Genomic DNA, 17,597 nt, shown 5'->3' on the forward strand with positions numbered 1-17,597 from the left:
TTGTCGTATTGGACATGGCGTCAGGGTATCGCCGCGCGTCAGAGTGGACAAGCACAGACAAGCAAACACCCGGAAGGAGCGATGATCCGATGACGACCGTCACCACGATCGCGGGGGTAGCGATCCCCGACAGCGCGATGGCGCGCGAGGCCGACCAGCTGGTGCGGGAGGCCGCGACACCTTTGGTCTACGACCATTCCCGGCGGGTGTTCCTGTTCGCGGCGCTGCGCGGAGCCGAGCTGGGTGTGGATTTCGATCCCGAGCTGCTGTACGTGGGGGCGATGTTCCACGACCTCGGACTGACCGAAACCTTCCGGCGTGATGACCAGCGATTCGAGATCGACGGTGCTGACGAAGCGCGCCGGTTCCTGTTGCGGCACGGTGTCGATACCACTGCGGCGCAACGGGTGTGGACCGCGATCGCCCTGCACACCACCCCGCAGATCCCTTTGCACATGGATGCGGAGATCGCACTGGTGACTCGCGGGGTCGAACTCGACGTACTCGGTATCGGCTACGACACGATCAGCGACGCCCAGCGCGAGCAGATCGTGGCCGCGCACCCGCGTCCCGATTTCAAAAACCGCATTCTGGCCGCTTTCACCGACGGCATCGCGCACCGACCCGACACCACTTTCGGCAACGTCAAGGCCGACGTGCTGGCGCACTACGTGCCCGGGTTCGAGCGCGGCGACTTCGTCGAGGTAATCAAGAACTCTGCGTGGGCACAATGAACAGCGCCGCTTTCAGAGTCACCAACACGGGGCAGCTGGCGATTCCCGAGTCCACCGCCACCGTCCGCGCGTACGAGATCGCCGCGGAATACACCTCGCCGGCTCTGTTGCATCACTCGGTTCGTGCCTACCTCTGGGCTGCGGCACTTGCACGTCAGGAGCGGATCGAGTTCGATCCCGAATTACTGTGGGTCGCAGCGATGTTCCACGATGTGGGGCTGGTCGAAGCGTTCGACAACCACCGTCTGGCATTCGAGGAGGCGGGCGGGCATCTGGCGAAGGTGTTCGCCGCCGGGCTCGGATGGTCACCTCAGCGCCGCACCCGCTTGCACGAGATCATCGTGCGTCACATGTGGCCCAGTGTCGAGTCGGACGCAGACCCGGAGGGGCACCTACTCGAGCGTTCCACCGGCATCGACATCTCCGGTCGCGAGATCGACACTCTCACAACCGAACTACGTGGCGAAATCCTGGCGCGCTGGCCGCGACTAAGGCTGGCTGAGGAGTTCACGAACTGTTTCCGGGATCAAGCCGCTCGCAAGCCCCACACCAGCGCGGCCACCGCGTTGGCGAACGGCCTCGCCACTCGTTTGATCACCAACCGACTCGAACACCACCACCCCCACGCCCAGAAGCAGACAACTACAACGCGGGGGTGACGGTGAAGCGCCGCACTATGCCGCAGCCCCTTTGTGCAGCCCCGCGAGGACAGCATTGAAATTCTCGCGTTCTCACCCGACGGCATCCGCCGCAAGGAGCGACCCGCCGATGCGGGCGTGCGTCAGCCGTCCGATCCGTGGCCTCGCCATGTGAGCAGGGGTGCGCCGGTAAGCGCATCACCGTGGCCGACGCAGACGACATCCACGTCGAGTTCGGCCAGGCGGCGGGCGGCTGCGTCGACGGCGGTGCTGTCAAGGTTGAACACACCCGGCATGGTGACACCGCGCACATTGGCGAGCGTGTCGCCGGTGAACAGCACACGGTGTTGCGACATATGGAGCGCCAGACTGCCCGCGGTGTGGCCGGGAACTGCCAGAACCTCTGCGCCGCCGCCGAAATCGAGCACTTCGCCGTCGCGTAGCTCGCGGTGTACCGGAGCCGGGCGCGGGGGTGTGCCCGGTTCGAGAGCCTCGGCGATCGGGTGTTCCCACTCACGCAGGACCGGAGCCGGTTGCGGACGTTCGCCTCGCACGATGTCGGCGTCGGCGTGGTGCACCCAGATTTCGGCTCCCCACTCCGCGAGGTCGGCCGCCGAACCGATGTGGTCGTCGTGGGCATGGGTGAGAATTACCCGCTGCACGTCGTCGCGGGTCAATCCCCGAGCGCGAAGGCCTCTTTCGATCTCCCCGGCGGCGCCTGGCAGACCGCTGTCGATCAGAGTCACCCCCTCGGGATCGCTCCACACGTAAACATTCACGTCGTTGGGCTGGGAAAACCGCAACGCCGTCAACTGCGGCAGCACGGATATGATCTCCATGGGCGGGACCCTATCGAGAGTCGGTGGAGCGTTCACACCTGATCTGCTCTGGGCAGAGATATCGAGCATCTCGAGTACCGCGCCGCATTCGCGCGGACCATATCGGCGCTTTCGATGGGCCGCCGCACCGACGCCTCTCATCGTGGACAACAGACGAGCAGTAAGGCTTCGACATCTTCGTCGAGCGCTTGATACACATGCGGGACATCGGCGGCCCAACTGCCATGCGCGCCAGGGTCGATCGAGACTGGGGACGCGAGGGTGCCTACCCGCGCGGTGCCGGCGAAGATGATGCGCAGGTGGGCTGACCCGGAGGAACTCGTCGGTGCGGCAGTCTTGCTCGCAAGTCCTGCGGCCTCCTACCTCACCGGCGCTGTACTACCGGTCGACGGTGGATGGACCGCGCACTGAGCTCGCCATCCACTGATGAAGCCGCACAACGCACTTCACAACCCGCTCCGCACAGGCCGCCGCACCTGACACAGGGCCGCGCCCGAACTGCGCGGCCGTGGACTACCCCCAGTTGGCAGCCAGGGTGAGGCAGAACGGGTGGCCGCTCGGATCGAGCAGTACGCGCCAGCTCTCACCGGGCTGAAACTCCGGCACCGTGGCGCCCAGTTCGACCAGTTGCTTACTGGCGATCTCGAGGTCTTCGACCGCCAAATCCAGATGGAACTGCTTGGTGCCGTTCTCGTTCGGCCAGGTCGGCGCCTGATAGTCGGGGATTGTGCCGAATCCGAGCGCGTGATCGGGGCCTGTGAGCATGGCGTACTCGTCCTGCGCGTGCGCGATCTTCCAACCGAGCGCCGCGGCCCAGAACTCGGCGTCTCGCCGTGCGTCGGCACTGTCCAGGGTGAGCATTTTCAACGTGGCAACGGCCATGGGGTTTCCTCTCCGCAACAAAATTACTGTCAGTCAGACTGCAATACCGGCGCCGAAGGCGATTGCAAAAACGCGACACTGGCCGCGCCCGGGATCGGCGGCGGCCGCAAGCGGTCCGCCGACGCCCGTGTACTGACCGCGTATGCCGGATCCTTCGCGACATCCGCCAGCGAAGAAACGGTTCAACCCGTAGCCGCTTTTCGTGACAGCGACAAGCGCGGTTGTGTCTTCATGTCGCTGTCGGCATGCCGGTTCTGCGGCCGGTTACAGCGACCCGCGAATCTCACCGCGCGGGAATGCAATTGACCCCGCTCGAGGCCCGTGCCGTGGCCGTTTCCGCTCTCGGAGCCTTCACCATGTAGCGTCCGTATCACGACGCCGGCTCCGCATCGGTGAGAACAACGCCCCAAGGGAGAGCGCTTATCGTGGGACGATGCCGCTCGCGCCAGGTGACCAGTTCGCGGGATTCGTTGTGAAAGCCCGGCTCGGGCACGGCGGCAGCAGCGCGGTGTATCTGGCCGAGGATCCGGAAGCATCGCGGCCTGTGTCACTGAAGATTCTGGGACCGGACGACAGCCGGTCGCCCGAGGCACGGGCACGATTCGTGCACGAGTTCGAAATTCTGTCCGCCCTGCGGCACCCGAACATCGTGCGGATGTATCGACACGGTGAAATCGACGGCAAGCTCTGGTCCGCCCGCGAGTACGTTCGCGGCGCGACCGTGGCGAAGCTGGTTCGGATGCCGCACCAACGCCCGGATCTGCGGCGGGTGCTGCACGTGCTGGCAAACGTGGCCGCTGGATTGGATTATGCGCACGCCGAGGGGGTGGTCCATCTCGACGTGAAACCGGCGAACGTGCTGTTCGGCGCAGCTACCGTGAAAATCTCCGACTTCGATCAGGGCCGGTGGCTGCACCGGCCCGAACCGCCCCTGGCCACCAATGGTTTCGTCGTCGTGTCGGTACCGTATGCCGCACCCGAACTGCTGCGGGCGGACGCGATATCCCCAGCGACCGACCAGTACGCCCTGATCTGCTCGGCCATCGAGTTGCTCACCGGCCGTCCGCCGTTCCCTCGCGAGAACCTCATAGCCACCGCCCAGGCGCAACTGCGCGAACCACCGCCGGAGATTTCCGAACGTCAACCCTGGATCCCGCCCGAAGTCGACCCGATCCTGCACCGGTCACTCGACAAGGATCCCGGCGCCCGTTATGACTCGTGCAGCGAACCCATACACCTGCTTACCGAAGTACTCCAGCACATCGATCCCCGTCCCCTCGCTCCCGCCCTGAACCGTCTGAAAGCCGCACTCACCCGACCGCACCTGCTGAACTCCACACTCGGACGGACAAAGGAAAGGCGACCGGGCGCCAAGCCGGTTCCGGGGCTGCATAGCGGTAGGTCGGGGTACCTCTGATCCCGCCGCGCCGGCGATTCGACGCCTCCCTCACGCATACCGGCGGCGGTCCGATCGGCATCGCGGTGCTCATCGACATCTGGATCACGGGCAGCTATATCGGCTTGTGCATTCTGCTCTCAGAGCCCCGGGCGCCACTGGAAAGTGAGCCAGCGCTTGCTCACGGCGACGTGGTTTTGTCCGGCGAAGCGGCGTGACCTGCGGATCCGTGATTTCGCCGTTCCGGCAGGCGCCCGATCGGTGAACCCAGACGGCGGTGCGCCGCATCGCCACCAGTCTCGCCGCCGTCGCAGTCGTATTGCACGAGGTGTTCGACGCCTCCGCACGATCCCGGCAGTTTCGAATTGTGGGCGCCATCACCGAAGAAGCTCTTCGGCAATTTGACACGAAAACCTCACTGCCGCTGTGGCTTCCAGTATCCATCGTGTCCACCACCCCTTCGCCGACACCACTGCCGGCTGGGTAGCGGACCTGCCGACATGGCGGCTCCGCCGCACCGCACGCACGCCCGACACACACGCAAACACCACGTCACCGATCAGAAATCCTCCGCTACGTCGTCAGCTCTGGTAGCCCCTCGCAACAGTGGAAGGATTGATGACCATGACCGACGCCGGAGCGCTGGGCGCCGATGAGGCCACGTTCATCGAGGCGGCCCGCTCGGGCGACACGGCGCGGTTCGCGGACATCACCGAGCGCCACCGGCGTGAGCTGCAGGTGCACTGCTACCGGATGCTCGCGAACTACGAGGACGCCCGGGACTTGACGCAGGAGACGTTTCTGCGAGCGTGGAACAAGCGGGAGTCGTTCCAAGGCCACGCCACGCTGCGGACCTGGTTGTACCGGATCGCGACCAACGCCTGCCTCGACTTCCTGGAGAAGCGCAACGACCGGACACCCGTACCGTACGGGCTGTCGGACCCCGGCTCCGAGGTGCTGTACCTGCAGCCGTACCCCGACCGGATGCTTCCCGACGACCCGCAGGATTCGGTCGTGGCGCGCGAGACGATCGAGCTGGCGTTCATCGTCGCCGTGCAGCACCTGCCGCCGCGGCAGCGAGCGGTGTTCATCCTGCGCGACGTCCTCGGATTGCCGGCGCCGAAGGCCGCCGAAGCCCTCGAGCTGACCGTCGCATCGGTGACCAGTGCACTGCAGCGGGCGCGTGTGACGATGCGCGAGCAACTGCCCGGCCGCCGCCTCGATTGGCGGAGCCCTGCCACTCACGAGCTGTCGGATGACGAGCGGGGCGTGGTGAAGTCCTACATCGATGCCCATGAGCGCAACGACCTCGACGGATTGATGTCCCTGCTGCGCGACGACCTGCGCTTCGCGATGCTGCCCGATCCGGGCACCGTGATCATCGGGGCTCAGGACGCGGTGGACGGCTGGGTCTCCGGTGGGCTTTTCCAGCGCGGCTACGACGACTGGCGCTGTATCGCCACGACAGTCAATCGAATGCCTGCCGCCGTGCTTTACCTCCGCACCCCCGACGACCCGGAGTACCGGCTGTTGAACATCGCGGTCCTGCACATCGCCGACGGGAAGATCGCTGCGCTCACCGGATTCGACGCCACCGACAAACCATGGCTGGGCCTGCCCCCGACACTGTGATCCCGAGGTATCTCCAGCGAGTCGGTCAATACCTCACTCTGGCCCGTACTCATCGCCTCGTCTCGTATCGGGTCAGCACCACGCCGCCGGGAAACGTCCGCGTTTCCACCAGATTCAGGTTCACCCAGCTGTCCAGCGCCGGGAAGAACGATGTGCCGCCGCCCACCAGGACCGGATGGGTGACGATCGCGTACTCGTCGATCAGCCCGGCACGCATGGCCGCCTCGGCGAGCGTCGCGCCGCCGATGCCCATCGTGCCGCCGCCCTCGGCCTTGAGCCGGGTGATTTCGGCGACCGTGTCGCCGGTGACCAGGCGGGTGTTCCAGTCGACTTTGTCGATCGTCGAGGAGAACACCACCTTCGGCGTGTCCCGCCAGTTCCGCGCGAACTCGATCTGCGCCGGGGTGGCGTCGGGCTGCTGGTCACCGGTCGGCCAGTAGGAGCTCATGGTCTCCCACAGCTTGCGCCCGTACAGCGACACCTCGTGCGCTCGCTCCTGGCCGAGCCACCACTGGAACCGTTCGTCGCTCGGCTCGCTCCAGCCGATGTCGTCGCCAGGCGCGGCGATGTAGCCGTCCAGTGTCACGTTCATGCCGAAGACTATTTTCCGCATTGTTGCCAGCCTCTCGTGAGTCGATCTCACACGTACAGACTGCCGCGCCGCGAAAACCTAATCTGCGCTCGATCTGCGACCGCATGTGGTCCTCGCATAACCGACTCAGCCGACGCACTCCGTTGAGCTCGAGCACCACGCCGGTTACAGCACGCTCATATAGTTTCCGTAACAACCGTTCAGGGCGTCCGTTGCGGCTGCGGCGATGATCTCGCGGCTGTCTTGCGAACATCGGGTCAGAAACATCCGCACACGAGGCCCGGACCAACCGGCTGCCGCGACCGCCGGCCAGTACGCCAGGAACTTGTGGTTGAGATCGTGGAAATTGGCCTCGGCGTAGTCGAGGACGGCGTCGACCGCGGAGTCGGGGAATTTCAGTCGGAGCATCGCGACCGCGCGCAGCGCGCCGTCGGCGAGAAGCTCGACATCTTGTTGCAGGCACCACAGGGCGGGAGCAGGGTCGTTGTCGGCGTCGCGGCCCAGGCGGACGATGGCGTCGTTGAGCGCAGCGTTGACCGTGGTTGCCGATCGTGGTTGCAGCGCCAGCTTTTTCAATAGCTCGACATCCGCGCCGCTGCCGGTCGTACCCAGTGCCATGATCAATTGGTACTGCGTCTCCCAGGTGCGTTTGTCCAGCACTTCGTGTTCGAGCGCGGTGCGGATTCGAGCCGCTGCTGTCGGGTCTGCGAGCGCGCGCAGCCGTTTTGCGCCGCGTCGTCGTCGCGTCGAGAGCGAGTCTGTGAGTAGCGCCAATGCGTCATTGCGTGTCAGCGTCATCGAGTTCGGCCTATCCGTGTTTCATAGCTTGTCGATCCATCGCGGATAATTCCATGCCGCACTGCCAAAGACAGACTCCTCTTCCTCGGCGAACATCCACCCGCGCCGCCTATTTCGCGATTCCGCCTATTTTGCTTTGTGTCGATTCGTCTACACAGCCGGTCCAACGCGTGGGCTGTCGCGTAGCGGTTCTTGTTTCCGCGCGAGGCAGCCATCCAGTGCGTCGCCGCTCCGCGGGCCAGATCGGCCAGCGCGATTCGAAAGTGTGGGGCACCTGTCGTGTACACGCGGAAACCCATGGTCCACAAGCCAACTCGCCCGTATCTCGATGTCGGCGGAGTGGCGGGGAAGGGGCCGCGCCACTGGTCTGTTTCCGGCGCTCCGGAATGGGAAATCGTCGGTACGTCGACCGGTCGCCGCGAATTTCTCGTCGCGCCGACGACTTCGTAGTGTCTTCGGCGCGGCGGCCCGGCAGGGGCCGGAAGGAGTCTCGGGCGGATGCAGACGGCGACGTACCTGTCGATCGGCGGGCTTCTGGTGGCGAGTGGGGCGGTCCTGGCATTCATCGCGGCGATCCGCGTGGCCTTGGAGCCCCGCCGGCTCTCGACGGGATTCGTCCTGCTGGCGGCGGTCACGCTGCTGGGCGTCGGCGGCGCGACCGCGGTCGTCGGACTCGGCCCCGACGCGCCTTCGTCGTTCGGGGTGGTCGTAGTACTCACGGCTCCGTTCGCCGTGGCCGGTATCGCGTTGCTGGTCAACGGAATCGAGCTGATGTCACGGGAGGGGATCGCCGCGACCACCGCGTTGCCGGTCGTGCTCGGGGCCGGCTTGATCGGCGCGGTGGCCGCGGTCGTCACGGTCGCGTCCGGTCCGGCGATGCCGGGCTGGGCCATTCAGTCCATCGTTCTGGTCGCCGCGGTCGCGGTCTATTTCGTGGCGCATCTGATCGCGTTCGGCGGCTACGCACTGATCTACGGCAGCCTGGCGGCTCGCCCCGAAGCCGATGCGGTCGTGATTCTCGGTTGCGGCCTGAATCGCAGATCGGTCACGCCGCTGCTGGCCGCGCGACTGGACCGCGGTATCGACGCCTACCGCACAGCGCTGCGGTCCGGACGCCAGCCGGTCCTGGTCACCTGCGGTGGACAGGGGCCCGACGAGGCGACGACCGAAGCCGACGCGATGGCGCGCTACCTCACCGCCCGCGGCGTCAGCGGACACGCCATCGTCCGAGAACGGCACTCGCGCAATACCGCCGAGAATCTGCGTAACTGCCTGCGCGAACTGAACCGGCGCGGTATCGATCCGGAGCAGCTCCGAATCACGGTGGTAACCAGTAACTTTCACGTTCTCCGGACGGCCGGGCTGACCCGCCGCCTCGGCATCGATGCCCAGGTCCTGGGGTCTCGGACCGCCGCCTATTTTCTGCCCGCCGCCTTCTTGCGCGAATTCGTCGCGGTATTGGCGACCCATTACCGACGCAGCCACATCACGGTCGCGGTCTCGCTTCTGGTCGTCCTGCTGGCCGTGATGGTCCTGCCCTGAACATCGGGCCGTGCTTCACGCCGGACGGGTGAGATGACTGGCCAGTTCTGCCCGGTGAACCGGTGTGACCTGTGCGTTTGCTGCTGTTCGTGAGTGATGCGGCCCACGAGTTTGCTTGACTGCAGTGGAATCGGGCACCAGGCTTGAACGCAGAGTATATAATCCAGCGCTCACTCGAGGAGACGATGGAGCTATGTCCAGCGAACATCTGTCCGAAGAGCCTCAATCGCAGCGGGGAGCCAAAGGCTCGCGAGATACCGGGTCGGATGTGCCGGGCGGCGGCCCGACCGATCGCCCGGCCGGCACGTTCGACCAAGAAGAAGTCACGTCAGCCCGTGATCAGAACCAGTCCGAAGACGACGTCGCCACGACCGGGACGCGTCCACCCGGCGACGCTGAACCGGCCGTGCCGCCCTATGAGGGCCGCCGGACGAGCGCGGAAGAGGTAACCGGCACCGGCGGAGCGGGGAGCGGCGCCAGGACAGCCGGCGCGACACGTCCGGTGACCGACCCGAATTTCAAATCCTCTGCGCCTGGCCAGACTTCCGGCGGGGCCACCGCCTCCCCGGCCGAGGAGCAACCCGCATCGCAGGCACCCGAAACCGAGGGCGCCGACGAAGGGGCCGAGGGAGGACATCACGGCGGCGTGCGCAGAGCCGAGGACCAGCCTCGGGAATCACGGCCGCAATAATCGCTACGGCGAGTCGGTTCACCTCGCGGGTTGTCGGCGAGGAGCCCTCTGCCGCGTTTGGTCGGCATCGTTGGCGACGGTCCGGACGCGATGACGGAATCGTTATGTTTTTCGACGCATATCGAACTACTCGACCGCCAGAAATGCACGATTCGCCTCGATTCGTGAACGCAATCCTCGACGACATCGAGATTTTTCACAACCGTCGGCGCTGCCACTCATCAGCCGCCGTCGAGTAGTTCCGTTGCACTTCAGCCACCGTTTCGCGCACAAAGCACCGATATTTGCGCGACCACGAATTATGTGTCGATTTCGCAACCCGCTTTCGTGGTCAGGATCGCAGACGCTTGCTAAAGTCGCTTGGCGCAACCCCCCCGGCAGGGGAGACTCCCGGCAGTTTCGTCCGAACAAAGGATGTCGCTTGTGAGAGGGTTTCTGGCAGCTGTGGTCACTGTTCTCGTCGCCAGTGCGTGTTTGGGCGAACAGTCTGCTCGGGCGGACGAAGGCCCGCCCATCGGGCCGATCACGCAGTCATCGCCCGGAAATCCGCCCTCCCCAATGCAGAACTGGATCGACCAGAACATAAAACCGCCGCAGTTGACCGCCGGCCCCGAGCAGTCCGCCGCTGATCAGCAGGCGGCGTTGTGGCGGGCGATTTTGTCGTCGCCGACCGGGGATCAGACCTTCGATGCCTGGCCTGCGAATCTGGCCGCGCTGGAGCCGGGGCAGATCTTCGAGTCGCGTGACGTGACGGCGACGACAGCGCAGCACATGGCGGCGCCGATCGAGCGGGCGGTGCTGTTGAAGTTTCGCTCGACCTCGGCGACGGGCACGCCCTCCTTCGGCACCGCTACATTGATCGTCCCGGCGGCGTCGTGGAACGGTCCGGGGCCCCGTCCGGTGGAGGTGGACGCGATGCCGATCAACGCACTCGGGTTGCACTGCACGCCGGGCTATCAGTTGTCGCACGGCATACTCGATCGGACCAACACGGATCTGGTCTGGTTTCTGCCGGCTATCTGGTCGGCCCTGAACAAAGGGCACGCGGTTCTCCTGCCCGACCATGAGGGCCCGCTGATGGCGTACGGCGAGACGAATGTGGCCGGGCACATGATGCTCGATTCGATTCGCGCCGTGCGTAATGCCCTGCCGGAGTTCGGTAACAGTCGTTATGTGGTCGAGGGCTACTCGGGCGGAGCGATCGCCGCGTATGCCACCGCGATGTTGCAGAGTGAGTACGCGCCGGATCTGTCGGACGTTCTGGTGGGCGTGGCCTCGGGGGGACTGGCGGCCGACTACCGCGATATCGCCCACCGTTTCAACGGCGGGATCGCCTCCGGCATTCTGTTGTCGGTGTCGACGGCGATAGCGCGTGAGCATCCGGAGGTGCTCCAGTACATGAATCATCTCGCGCAGTGGGTGACGACATCCCCGACGCGGGATCTGTGTGGTGACGCCGATGGACCGCTCGGCGTCGTCGGTATTCCGATGGATGTGGCGACGAATATCAGCAACCCACTCGACAGTCCGATGGCCGACAATCTGTTTCGCCAACTGGATTTGTCCGACCGGACGTCGGGTGTGCCGCTGTATATCTATCACGGTGCGTGGGATCCCTGGATTCCCCTGGAGGACGCTCAGCGTATGTACGGCGAACAATGCAGCCGCGGCGTTCCGGCCGTTTTCCGCACAGTGCCCGGCGAACACCTGAGCAGTTACGTCACCAGCTATCCGGGACTCAGCGAATGGATAGACGGCCGGCTGCGCGGCGAACCGGCACCGAGTGAATGCCCCGGGAGGTAGATTCCTGCCTCGCAGCGCTCTGGGCGGCTTCCGCTCGGCACTCACCGTGGAACGAGAACGCTTGCCCCGCCGGGAAAAACGGTGGTTCAGCCGGGACAACCACCTGCTGCAGGCGTGGTGCATGAGTGTCGTGCTGTTCGGCACTTTGATCCTCGTCTACGGGCTCACGAAATTCGCTGTGGCCGAGTATCTTTGCGGGTGCCCTCGGGGCGGCGTCGTAGATCGGATCCGGGTGCGGGAACGATCGGACAAGCGTGGGAGATGTTTGGCATGTTCGACGACGATCTCGTGCGAGATTCGGTGGAGCGGGCCGATGCGTTCCAGCGCGCGCTGGTCGCTACCCTGTGCCTGAATCGAGCGGCCGTTCTCGCCGCCACCGATCGGGCCGACCGCGAGGTCGCCGGACTCTGCCGGCTCATCGACGACTCGCTCGAATACTGTCGCGCTCGCGCGGTCGGTGCCCCACCGCGGATCGGCCCGGAGCTTCTGGCCACGCGATTCCGCGACATTCTCGGCCCTGATGATCTGCCTTTCGAGGAGCCCGACGGTGTCGCGGCCTGGTACATCGATGTGGTCTCGATAGCGGATTACGTCGTGAGGATGTGGAACGAGCCGGATGCCGGCGATTCGCGATGCTTCGACGTCCTGGTCGCCTGCTACTCCCTGGCAGGAATGCTGCAAGACGATCCCCGGACCCCTAGCTCATGGGAGCTCGCCGAGCTCGAGACTGCGAGACAGATCAGCGACCTGCGAGCGGTGGACGGCCTAGTTGAGCCGATCGGCCCCGACCGCCTCGGTGCACTGCTGGCGGCGTCGCAGCCGCTTCGCGAAGCGTACGCGAGGCGATTCCAGGATGTCCTGGGCGAACGCGAACTCGAGCCGTGACGGAGATCGATGCATCGATTGTGCATCGAAGCGGGGCGCATGGGTACAGCCACTACATGACCAACGACACCGACACGAAAGAGGTCGCGGACAGCGGCCTGGCCACCGAGGAGCAGCCCGCGGCCCGGCATCGTCGTCCCGGTGATGCCGGCGACGACGCGGTCCGGGCGGCCGGGACCTTGTCCGAAGCGCTGGAGACGATCGAACAGGCGCGTGGGAATTTGTACGCGTTTCACCGCCTAACCGGTCGTGCCGATCTGCTGTTGGACAGCGCTGCCGATCAGCTCGTCGCCGCGGGCCGCCCGGACTTGGCGGAGCGGGTGCGAAGCGAGTTGATCGGTCGCAACGTGCTATCGGGCCGATGGACATTTCAGATCGTGGAGGAATACGACGACGGGTATTACGCGGCATTCGCCGACATGGAACGCACGGTGCGCGATCAGCTAGTCGAAGGCCGGCGCCACGTCTTCGAAGCGGAGATGAAGGAACAGCGTCGCACCCGCGGGCGTCCGGACCACACCGCACGGCCGTAACCGGCACGGCCCCGGGCAGCTACTCGACCGCGTCGAATCACGATCGCGACATGAGGCGCAACAGGCCGAGCTGCGGTTCCAGTGCGCCGTCCTGGCCGAGGGCACGGAAATCGGCCTCCACGGCGTCGACATCGCGGCGGCCCGCGCGCACCGCGCGGTAGCGCAGGAACGACCAGACGAACATGTCGAGGAACGGTGGCATCACCCCCGAGCGCACCCGGGCATCCAGCGCGGCGAGCGCGGCCCCGTCCGTCGGGGCCAGGCGCGCGAGAAACGATGTGACCGAACGGGTTCGATCCGGCACCACGACGGGTTCGGCGTCGGGGAACCAGCGGCCCAGATCGGCATCGAGGCCACCGTCGACATAGCCGATCAGATCGGCGGGGAAAGCGTCACCGGCCGATCGTAGAGTGCGCCAACAGAATTGGCCTCGCCGCGTGGTGGACGGTCCCGCGCCGCCCCTGTACCGCCGGTCGTCCTTCGCCGACAGCGTGGTCGTTCCATCGGCATCGGTCTCCGCGAACACCGAGTTCGTATTGTCGACGCCGCCGGGGCCCGGCTCGACGGGGCTACCACGATCTCCTCCCGCAGCTGGTCGCCGCTGGGACCCGCTCGCCGATCGAGGCAGAATAGACGCATGGCAAAGGCAACGGTCAACGGTGTCACCATCGCGGAGTCCGACCACTACGAAACAGTGGAGGGCAATATCTACTTCCCGCCGGAAGCGATCAAGAAGGAGTACTTCACGCCCACCGAGACGCACACCATCTGCCCGTGGAAGGGTCGTGCGAGCTATTACACCGTGGATGTCGGTGACGGAAATCCCCTCGTCGACGCCGCGTGGTACTACCCCGAGGCGAAACGGGCGGCGGCCAACATAGAAGGTCACGTCGCCTTCTACAAGAACAAGGTCTCCATCCACGAGTGATCCACCTCGTCCGCCGGCACTGATGTTGCGGGGACGCGCAGAGAGTCGCTTCCGGGGCCGGTAGGCGAGACAGGTCCATGATCGGCAACGCAACCGGTCGCGCCGGCTGCTGCGCGGGTCAACGGAGGCTCGGGATCACCCGGGTAGCGACTTCGACAGGAATTCCAGCAGGTGCGGTTCCACGGCGTCCGCATCGGTGAGCGAGAGGAAGTGCGCGCCGCCGTCGACGATCACCGGCGGTCCGGCGTCGGGCAATGCCGCGGCCAACTCGACGGCCCGATCGACCGGATAAGCGGCGTCCGCCGACCCGTGCAGGACCAGGGCGGGGCAGTCGATCTCGGAAGCTCGGTCGAGGATGCTGTCCCGCTCGACCAGTGGGGTCAGGACGCGGTCGATGTGATCTCCGGAAAGCTTGCGCCACTTGGCCTGCCACTCGGTTGCGTCGTGCCGGCCCAGGCAGATGGCGGCGTTCATGTCGAGCAGGTCCTGCGTCGGACCGAGTTCCCGCCATGCCGCAGCGGCCTGCCGGTAGGCGTCGGCGACCTGCGGGTCCTCGGCGGCGCCCGACGTTCCGAGCAACACGAGCGCGGCCACCCGGTCCGGTGCCAGGAGGGCCATCCGCAAACCGATGAATCCGCCCTGACTCGTACCCAGCACCGCGCACCGGGCGATTCCGAGGTGGTCGAGCAATCCGAGTGCGTCGCGGGCCACGTCCCAATAGGTGAAGGGGCCGTCGGCGGGCGTTTCGCCGTGGCCGCGCTCATCCATGGCGATCAACCGGTAGGACTGGCCGAGCGAACGTACCTGCGGGGCGAACATGTCCGCGTCCATCAGGTAGCTGTGCAACAGCAGTACGGCGGGGCCGGAACCGCCGTGGTCGACATAACTGACGACTTGGCCGCTGTCGAGCGTCATCGCTGTCCGCATGCGGCGCAGTCTATTCGGAAGCGGCGATACCGAGATTGTCTCCACCGATGGGAATGGTGTCGCCGATTCCGCTACACGCAGGGATTCGTGGCCGACGCCGGGTGATCGGGGTGAGGCCGGCTGCGAGTGGGTGGTGAATCTTGCCGGCGCAGTGCAGCGCGATGTGGCCGCTCTCCATCGCGGTGTCATCTACCGTGTCATGGGATGCCGAGACGGTCGTTCACCGGCCTGCGAGCCGATCCGCAGTAGGCGTCCCCGGCAGCGTCACACCCGGTACGGCGAACGCGACGGAGGAGAGCGGTGGCAGATGACCGAGATCGAATGTCGAGAAGGACCGTCACCGAGCCTGCTCGTCCGGGGCGATCGGCACGCCGGATGGTGAGCGTTCGAGCCGGGCGTTTCCACACGATCTACGACCCGAGCGCCGGCGAGTCGCAGCGGTGGTACATCAACGACCACACCATCATTCGCGACGAATCGGGCCGCTGGCACCTGTTCGGCATCACCCATCCCGAACCGGCGGATCCGTTCGACGAGATCGAATTCGCCCACGCCAGTGCCGACGATCTGCAGGGCCCGTGGACCAAACACCCGTCGGCTCTGGTGGTGGACCGCGACTACGGCGAGACGCACCTGTGGGCGCCGTACGTGATCCGCGCCGACGGCCGCTACCACATGTTCTACGCGGGCGGTGGTGACGACCGCACCGCGGCGGCGATCTGCGTGGCCACCTCCGACGACCTGTTCGAGTGGACCCGCGAACCGACCGGGCCGGTGTTTCGCGACGGGTACGACGCCCGCGATCCGATGGTCGTGTGGATCGACGACTGCTGGGTGATGTATTACGCCGCGACGAGTTCGCCGACGGGCGGCAACTACGTGGTCGCATACCGCACGAGTACCGACCTGCGCACCTGGAGCGAGCGGCACATCGCGTTCACCGACCCCACGTCGGGCACCGAGGCCGGCAATACCGAATCACCGTTCGTGTTGTCCCACAACGGATCCTGGTATCTGTTCATCGGCCCGCGACCCGATTACGTCGGCACCGACGTGTTCCGCGGCGACAGTCCCTACCACTTCCGGATCGACGACCGTGTCGGCCACATCGCCGTGCATGCCGCCGAGGTGATCGACGACGGCGATCTGTGGATCACCAGTTGCGGCTGGGGTCAGGGCGGAGTGTCGCTGGCTTCCCTCGAGATCGGCAGAACCGCACCGTAGACCGTCCCCCGAGTGATATCTCTAGTGGTGCGAGCGCGGCCCGGAGGCGGCAGCCTGCGTTACCACCGAGGACCGTGCGGACCACCATCGGGCACAGCAGCGAGTAGTCCGACCGTTCGTCTCTGGAAGGGATCCGGCGTGGCACGTATCGGTGTGATCAGCATTTCCGACGGACGCGACTATGTGCACGACGGCATAGCCGAGTTCATCCGTACCAACGAGGACCGGCTCGTCGCCGAACTGACCTCCGCCGGACACGAGGTGGTGCGCGGCTCCGCGCCGGTCAGTACCAACACTCTCGCCGTCTCGGTGGCTCGCGAAGTCGCCTCGGCCGGAGTGGATCTGACCGTTCTGCACTACGCGGTGTGGGCGTTCCCGCACTTCACGATGCTCGTCCAGGGAGCCACGCCGGGAGCGTTGCTGCTGCTGTCCAATATCGACCCGGTCCAGCCCGGAATGGTCGGGATGCTGGCGGCCGGGGGAGCGCTGGATCAGATCGGCCGCACGCACACCCGGCTGTGGGGCGACCCGGCCGACCCGGACCTGATCGAGAAGATCGGTGTGCAGGCGGTGGCGGCGTCGGCGGTGTCGAGCTTGCGCGGCTCGACGTTCGGACGGTTCGGCGGCCGGCCGATGGGGATGAACACCGCTGTCGCGAATACCGATCAGTGGCAACGCATCTTCGGTGTCGACGTCGAGGAGATCGACCAGTGGGAGATCGTGCGCCGCGCCGAGCTGGCTGATGCCGCGGAGGTCTCCAAGGCCCGGACTTGGCTGGAGGAGACCACCGCGGGCGTGCACTACGACGGTGACAAACTCACGCCGGAGTTGCTGGAGCGCCAGATCCGGTCCTACCTCGCGGTGCGCGAGCTGATCGACGAATGGAATATCGACTTCTCCGGCATCAAGGGGCAGCCCGAGCTCACCCAGTACTTCGCCACGATGGACGTCACGGAGGCGTTCCTCAACGACCCGTACGACTGGAACGGTCCGAAACCGACGCACGTGTGCGCGACCGAAGCCGATATGGACGGCGCGCTGACCATGCAACTGCTGAAACAGATCTCGGGGACGCCGGTGTTGTTCGCCGACGTCCGCCACTACCACGCGGACCGCGACATCTGGGATCTGTGCAACTCCGGCCAGCACGCCACCTGGTTCGCAGCGCGCAGCGACGATCCGGCGGAGAACCTGTCCCGCGTGCATCTGTTCCCCGAGGTGTTCTTCTTCCCCGCCGGCGGGGCGTCCGTCCATCATCTCGCGGCCCCGGGGCAGATGACGCTGGCCCGGCTCACGCGCAACGACGGCAACTATCGAATGCAGTTGATGCTCGGCGACTTCGAGACCTACGACGAGGCCACCAACGACGAATTGATGCGCCAGTCGACCCGCGAATGGCCGCACGCGTTCGCGCGGCTGGACGCTCGTGCCGAGGATTTTCTGTCCCGGTTCGGCGCCAACCACATCCACGCCGTGCCCGGTGACCATCGCGGGACCGTGCGCGCCGCGTGTGATCTGCTCGGTGTCACCGTGGACGAATTCACTCGGTGACC

General features: G+C 65.8%; 19 protein-coding genes. 13 read left to right on the top strand and 6 right to left on the bottom strand.

The window, feature by feature from the left end; genetic code table 11:
* Positions 1-89 precede the first annotated feature (89 nt).
* Together A5780_RS28535 and A5780_RS28540 are read left to right on the top strand one after the other, a co-directional pair.
* Positions 90-734, top strand: a complete 645-nt coding sequence (locus tag A5780_RS28535; protein WP_063011634.1) for an HD domain-containing protein — start codon at positions 90-92, stop codon at positions 732-734.
* Positions 731-1,393 carry an HD domain-containing protein gene (locus A5780_RS28540; protein WP_064902205.1) on the top strand — a complete coding sequence of 221 codons (663 nt, stop codon included), beginning with the start codon at positions 731-733 and terminating at the stop codon, positions 1,391-1,393. The genes A5780_RS28535 and A5780_RS28540 overlap by 4 nt, the downstream gene beginning before the upstream one ends.
* A 122-nt stretch (positions 1,394-1,515) precedes the next feature.
* On the opposite strand, the gene A5780_RS28545 is transcribed toward A5780_RS28540, so the two are convergent.
* Complete coding sequence (locus A5780_RS28545) at positions 1,516-2,211, bottom strand: MBL fold metallo-hydrolase (protein WP_064910345.1); 696 nt, start codon at positions 2,209-2,211, stop codon at positions 1,516-1,518.
* 276 nt (positions 2,212-2,487) lie between these two features.
* Here A5780_RS28545 and A5780_RS39505 point away from each other — a divergent pair, with 276 nt between their 5' ends.
* Entirely contained in the window at positions 2,488-2,622 is a 135-nt protein-coding gene (locus tag A5780_RS39505; protein WP_369829559.1) for an SDR family oxidoreductase, read from the top strand.
* A 102-nt stretch (positions 2,623-2,724) separates the two neighbouring features.
* Here the strand turns inward: A5780_RS39505 and A5780_RS28550 are convergent, their stop codons facing one another.
* A complete protein-coding gene (locus A5780_RS28550) occupies positions 2,725-3,093 on the bottom strand; it encodes a VOC family protein (RefSeq protein WP_040830063.1) in 369 nt (122 codons plus the stop codon).
* 433 nt (positions 3,094-3,526) lie between these two features.
* Here A5780_RS28550 and A5780_RS28555 point away from each other — a divergent pair, with 433 nt between their 5' ends.
* Complete coding sequence (locus A5780_RS28555) at positions 3,527-4,510, top strand: serine/threonine-protein kinase (RefSeq protein WP_064910346.1); 984 nt, start codon at positions 3,527-3,529, stop codon at positions 4,508-4,510.
* A 603-nt stretch (positions 4,511-5,113) separates the two neighbouring features.
* On the top strand, positions 5,114-6,121 hold the full coding sequence (locus A5780_RS28560; protein WP_063011785.1) for an RNA polymerase subunit sigma-70: 1,008 nt from the start codon (positions 5,114-5,116) through the stop codon (positions 6,119-6,121).
* Positions 6,122-6,170: 49 nt separating this feature from the next.
* Here A5780_RS28560 and A5780_RS28565 read toward each other — a convergent pair whose 3' ends face one another.
* Positions 6,171-6,734 (bottom strand): dihydrofolate reductase family protein, encoded by a 564-nt coding sequence (locus A5780_RS28565; RefSeq protein ID WP_064910347.1) that lies wholly within the window; start codon positions 6,732-6,734, stop codon positions 6,171-6,173.
* A gap of 144 nt (positions 6,735-6,878) precedes the next feature.
* Complete coding sequence (locus A5780_RS28570) at positions 6,879-7,511, bottom strand: hypothetical protein (RefSeq protein WP_064910348.1); 633 nt, start codon at positions 7,509-7,511, stop codon at positions 6,879-6,881.
* Between the two features lie 498 nt (positions 7,512-8,009).
* Here A5780_RS28570 and A5780_RS28575 point away from each other — a divergent pair, with 498 nt between their 5' ends.
* The 5 genes from A5780_RS28575 to A5780_RS28590 all read left to right on the top strand — a co-directional run bounded on the left by A5780_RS28575 (position 8,010) and on the right by A5780_RS28590 (position 12,965).
* Positions 8,010-9,053: a YdcF family protein gene (locus A5780_RS28575; protein WP_063011646.1), complete on the top strand. Its 1,044-nt coding sequence runs from the start codon at positions 8,010-8,012 to the stop codon at positions 9,051-9,053.
* A gap of 193 nt (positions 9,054-9,246) precedes the next feature.
* Entirely contained in the window at positions 9,247-9,744 is a 498-nt protein-coding gene (locus A5780_RS39510) for a hypothetical protein (RefSeq protein WP_082976783.1), read from the top strand.
* Positions 9,745-10,104: 360 nt separating this feature from the next.
* Positions 10,105-11,547, top strand: coding sequence for a lipase family protein (locus A5780_RS28580; RefSeq protein WP_231983132.1), 1,443 nt, complete (start codon positions 10,105-10,107; stop codon positions 11,545-11,547).
* Between the two features lie 270 nt (positions 11,548-11,817).
* Positions 11,818-12,432: a hypothetical protein gene (locus tag A5780_RS28585; RefSeq protein WP_064910349.1), complete on the top strand. Its 615-nt coding sequence runs from the start codon at positions 11,818-11,820 to the stop codon at positions 12,430-12,432.
* Positions 12,433-12,488: 56 nt separating this feature from the next.
* Positions 12,489-12,965 (top strand): hypothetical protein, encoded by a 477-nt coding sequence (locus A5780_RS28590; RefSeq protein WP_063011652.1) that lies wholly within the window; start codon positions 12,489-12,491, stop codon positions 12,963-12,965.
* A gap of 37 nt (positions 12,966-13,002) precedes the next feature.
* Here the strand turns inward: A5780_RS28590 and A5780_RS28595 are convergent, their stop codons facing one another.
* On the bottom strand, positions 13,003-13,491 hold the full coding sequence (locus A5780_RS28595) for a hypothetical protein (RefSeq protein WP_227462872.1): 489 nt from the start codon (positions 13,489-13,491) through the stop codon (positions 13,003-13,005).
* A gap of 111 nt (positions 13,492-13,602) precedes the next feature.
* Here A5780_RS28595 and A5780_RS28600 point away from each other — a divergent pair, with 111 nt between their 5' ends.
* Positions 13,603-13,893: a DUF427 domain-containing protein gene (locus A5780_RS28600; protein WP_063011656.1), complete on the top strand. Its 291-nt coding sequence runs from the start codon at positions 13,603-13,605 to the stop codon at positions 13,891-13,893.
* Between the two features lie 135 nt (positions 13,894-14,028).
* Here A5780_RS28600 and A5780_RS28605 read toward each other — a convergent pair whose 3' ends face one another.
* Entirely contained in the window at positions 14,029-14,820 is a 792-nt protein-coding gene (locus A5780_RS28605) for an alpha/beta fold hydrolase (RefSeq protein WP_169812383.1), read from the bottom strand.
* Between the two features lie 375 nt (positions 14,821-15,195).
* Between A5780_RS28605 and A5780_RS28610 the strand changes: the two genes are divergently transcribed.
* Entirely contained in the window at positions 15,196-16,044 is an 849-nt protein-coding gene (locus A5780_RS28610; protein ID WP_231983133.1) for a family 43 glycosylhydrolase, read from the top strand.
* Between the two features lie 138 nt (positions 16,045-16,182).
* Positions 16,183-17,595 (top strand): L-fucose/L-arabinose isomerase family protein, encoded by a 1,413-nt coding sequence (locus A5780_RS28615; RefSeq protein ID WP_064902892.1) that lies wholly within the window; start codon positions 16,183-16,185, stop codon positions 17,593-17,595.
* Positions 17,596-17,597 lie beyond the last annotated feature (2 nt).

Origin of the sequence: Nocardia sp. 852002-20019_SCH5090214, assembly GCF_001665865.1 — a bacterium.
Lineage (GTDB): Bacteria > Actinomycetota > Actinomycetes > Mycobacteriales > Mycobacteriaceae > Nocardia > Nocardia nova.

Excerpts from the sequence above, each read along its gene's own strand:
- A5780_RS28585 (WP_064910349.1), top strand. The coding sequence starts at position 11,818 with ATGTTCGACGACGATCTCGTGCGAGATTCGGTGGAGCGGGCCGATGCG.
- A5780_RS28575 (WP_063011646.1), top strand. The coding sequence starts at position 8,010 with ATGCAGACGGCGACGTACCTGTCGATCGGCGGGCTTCTGGTGGCGAGT.
- A5780_RS28565 (WP_064910347.1), bottom strand. The coding sequence starts at position 6,734 with ATGCGGAAAATAGTCTTCGGCATGAACGTGACACTGGACGGCTACATC.
- A5780_RS28540 (WP_064902205.1), top strand. The coding sequence starts at position 731 with ATGAACAGCGCCGCTTTCAGAGTCACCAACACGGGGCAGCTGGCGATT.
- A5780_RS28605 (WP_169812383.1), bottom strand. The coding sequence starts at position 14,820 with ATGCGGACAGCGATGACGCTCGACAGCGGCCAAGTCGTCAGTTATGTC.
- A5780_RS28550 (WP_040830063.1), bottom strand. The coding sequence starts at position 3,093 with ATGGCCGTTGCCACGTTGAAAATGCTCACCCTGGACAGTGCCGACGCA.
- A5780_RS28560 (WP_063011785.1), top strand. The coding sequence starts at position 5,114 with ATGACCGACGCCGGAGCGCTGGGCGCCGATGAGGCCACGTTCATCGAG.
- A5780_RS28570 (WP_064910348.1), bottom strand. The coding sequence starts at position 7,511 with ATGACGCTGACACGCAATGACGCATTGGCGCTACTCACAGACTCGCTC.
- A5780_RS28600 (WP_063011656.1), top strand. The coding sequence starts at position 13,603 with ATGGCAAAGGCAACGGTCAACGGTGTCACCATCGCGGAGTCCGACCAC.
- A5780_RS28535 (WP_063011634.1), top strand. The coding sequence starts at position 90 with ATGACGACCGTCACCACGATCGCGGGGGTAGCGATCCCCGACAGCGCG.
- A5780_RS28590 (WP_063011652.1), top strand. The coding sequence starts at position 12,489 with ATGACCAACGACACCGACACGAAAGAGGTCGCGGACAGCGGCCTGGCC.
- A5780_RS28610 (WP_231983133.1), top strand. The coding sequence starts at position 15,196 with ATGGTGAGCGTTCGAGCCGGGCGTTTCCACACGATCTACGACCCGAGC.
- A5780_RS39510 (WP_082976783.1), top strand. The coding sequence starts at position 9,247 with ATGTCCAGCGAACATCTGTCCGAAGAGCCTCAATCGCAGCGGGGAGCC.
- A5780_RS28555 (WP_064910346.1), top strand. The coding sequence starts at position 3,527 with ATGCCGCTCGCGCCAGGTGACCAGTTCGCGGGATTCGTTGTGAAAGCC.
- A5780_RS28545 (WP_064910345.1), bottom strand. The coding sequence starts at position 2,211 with ATGGAGATCATATCCGTGCTGCCGCAGTTGACGGCGTTGCGGTTTTCC.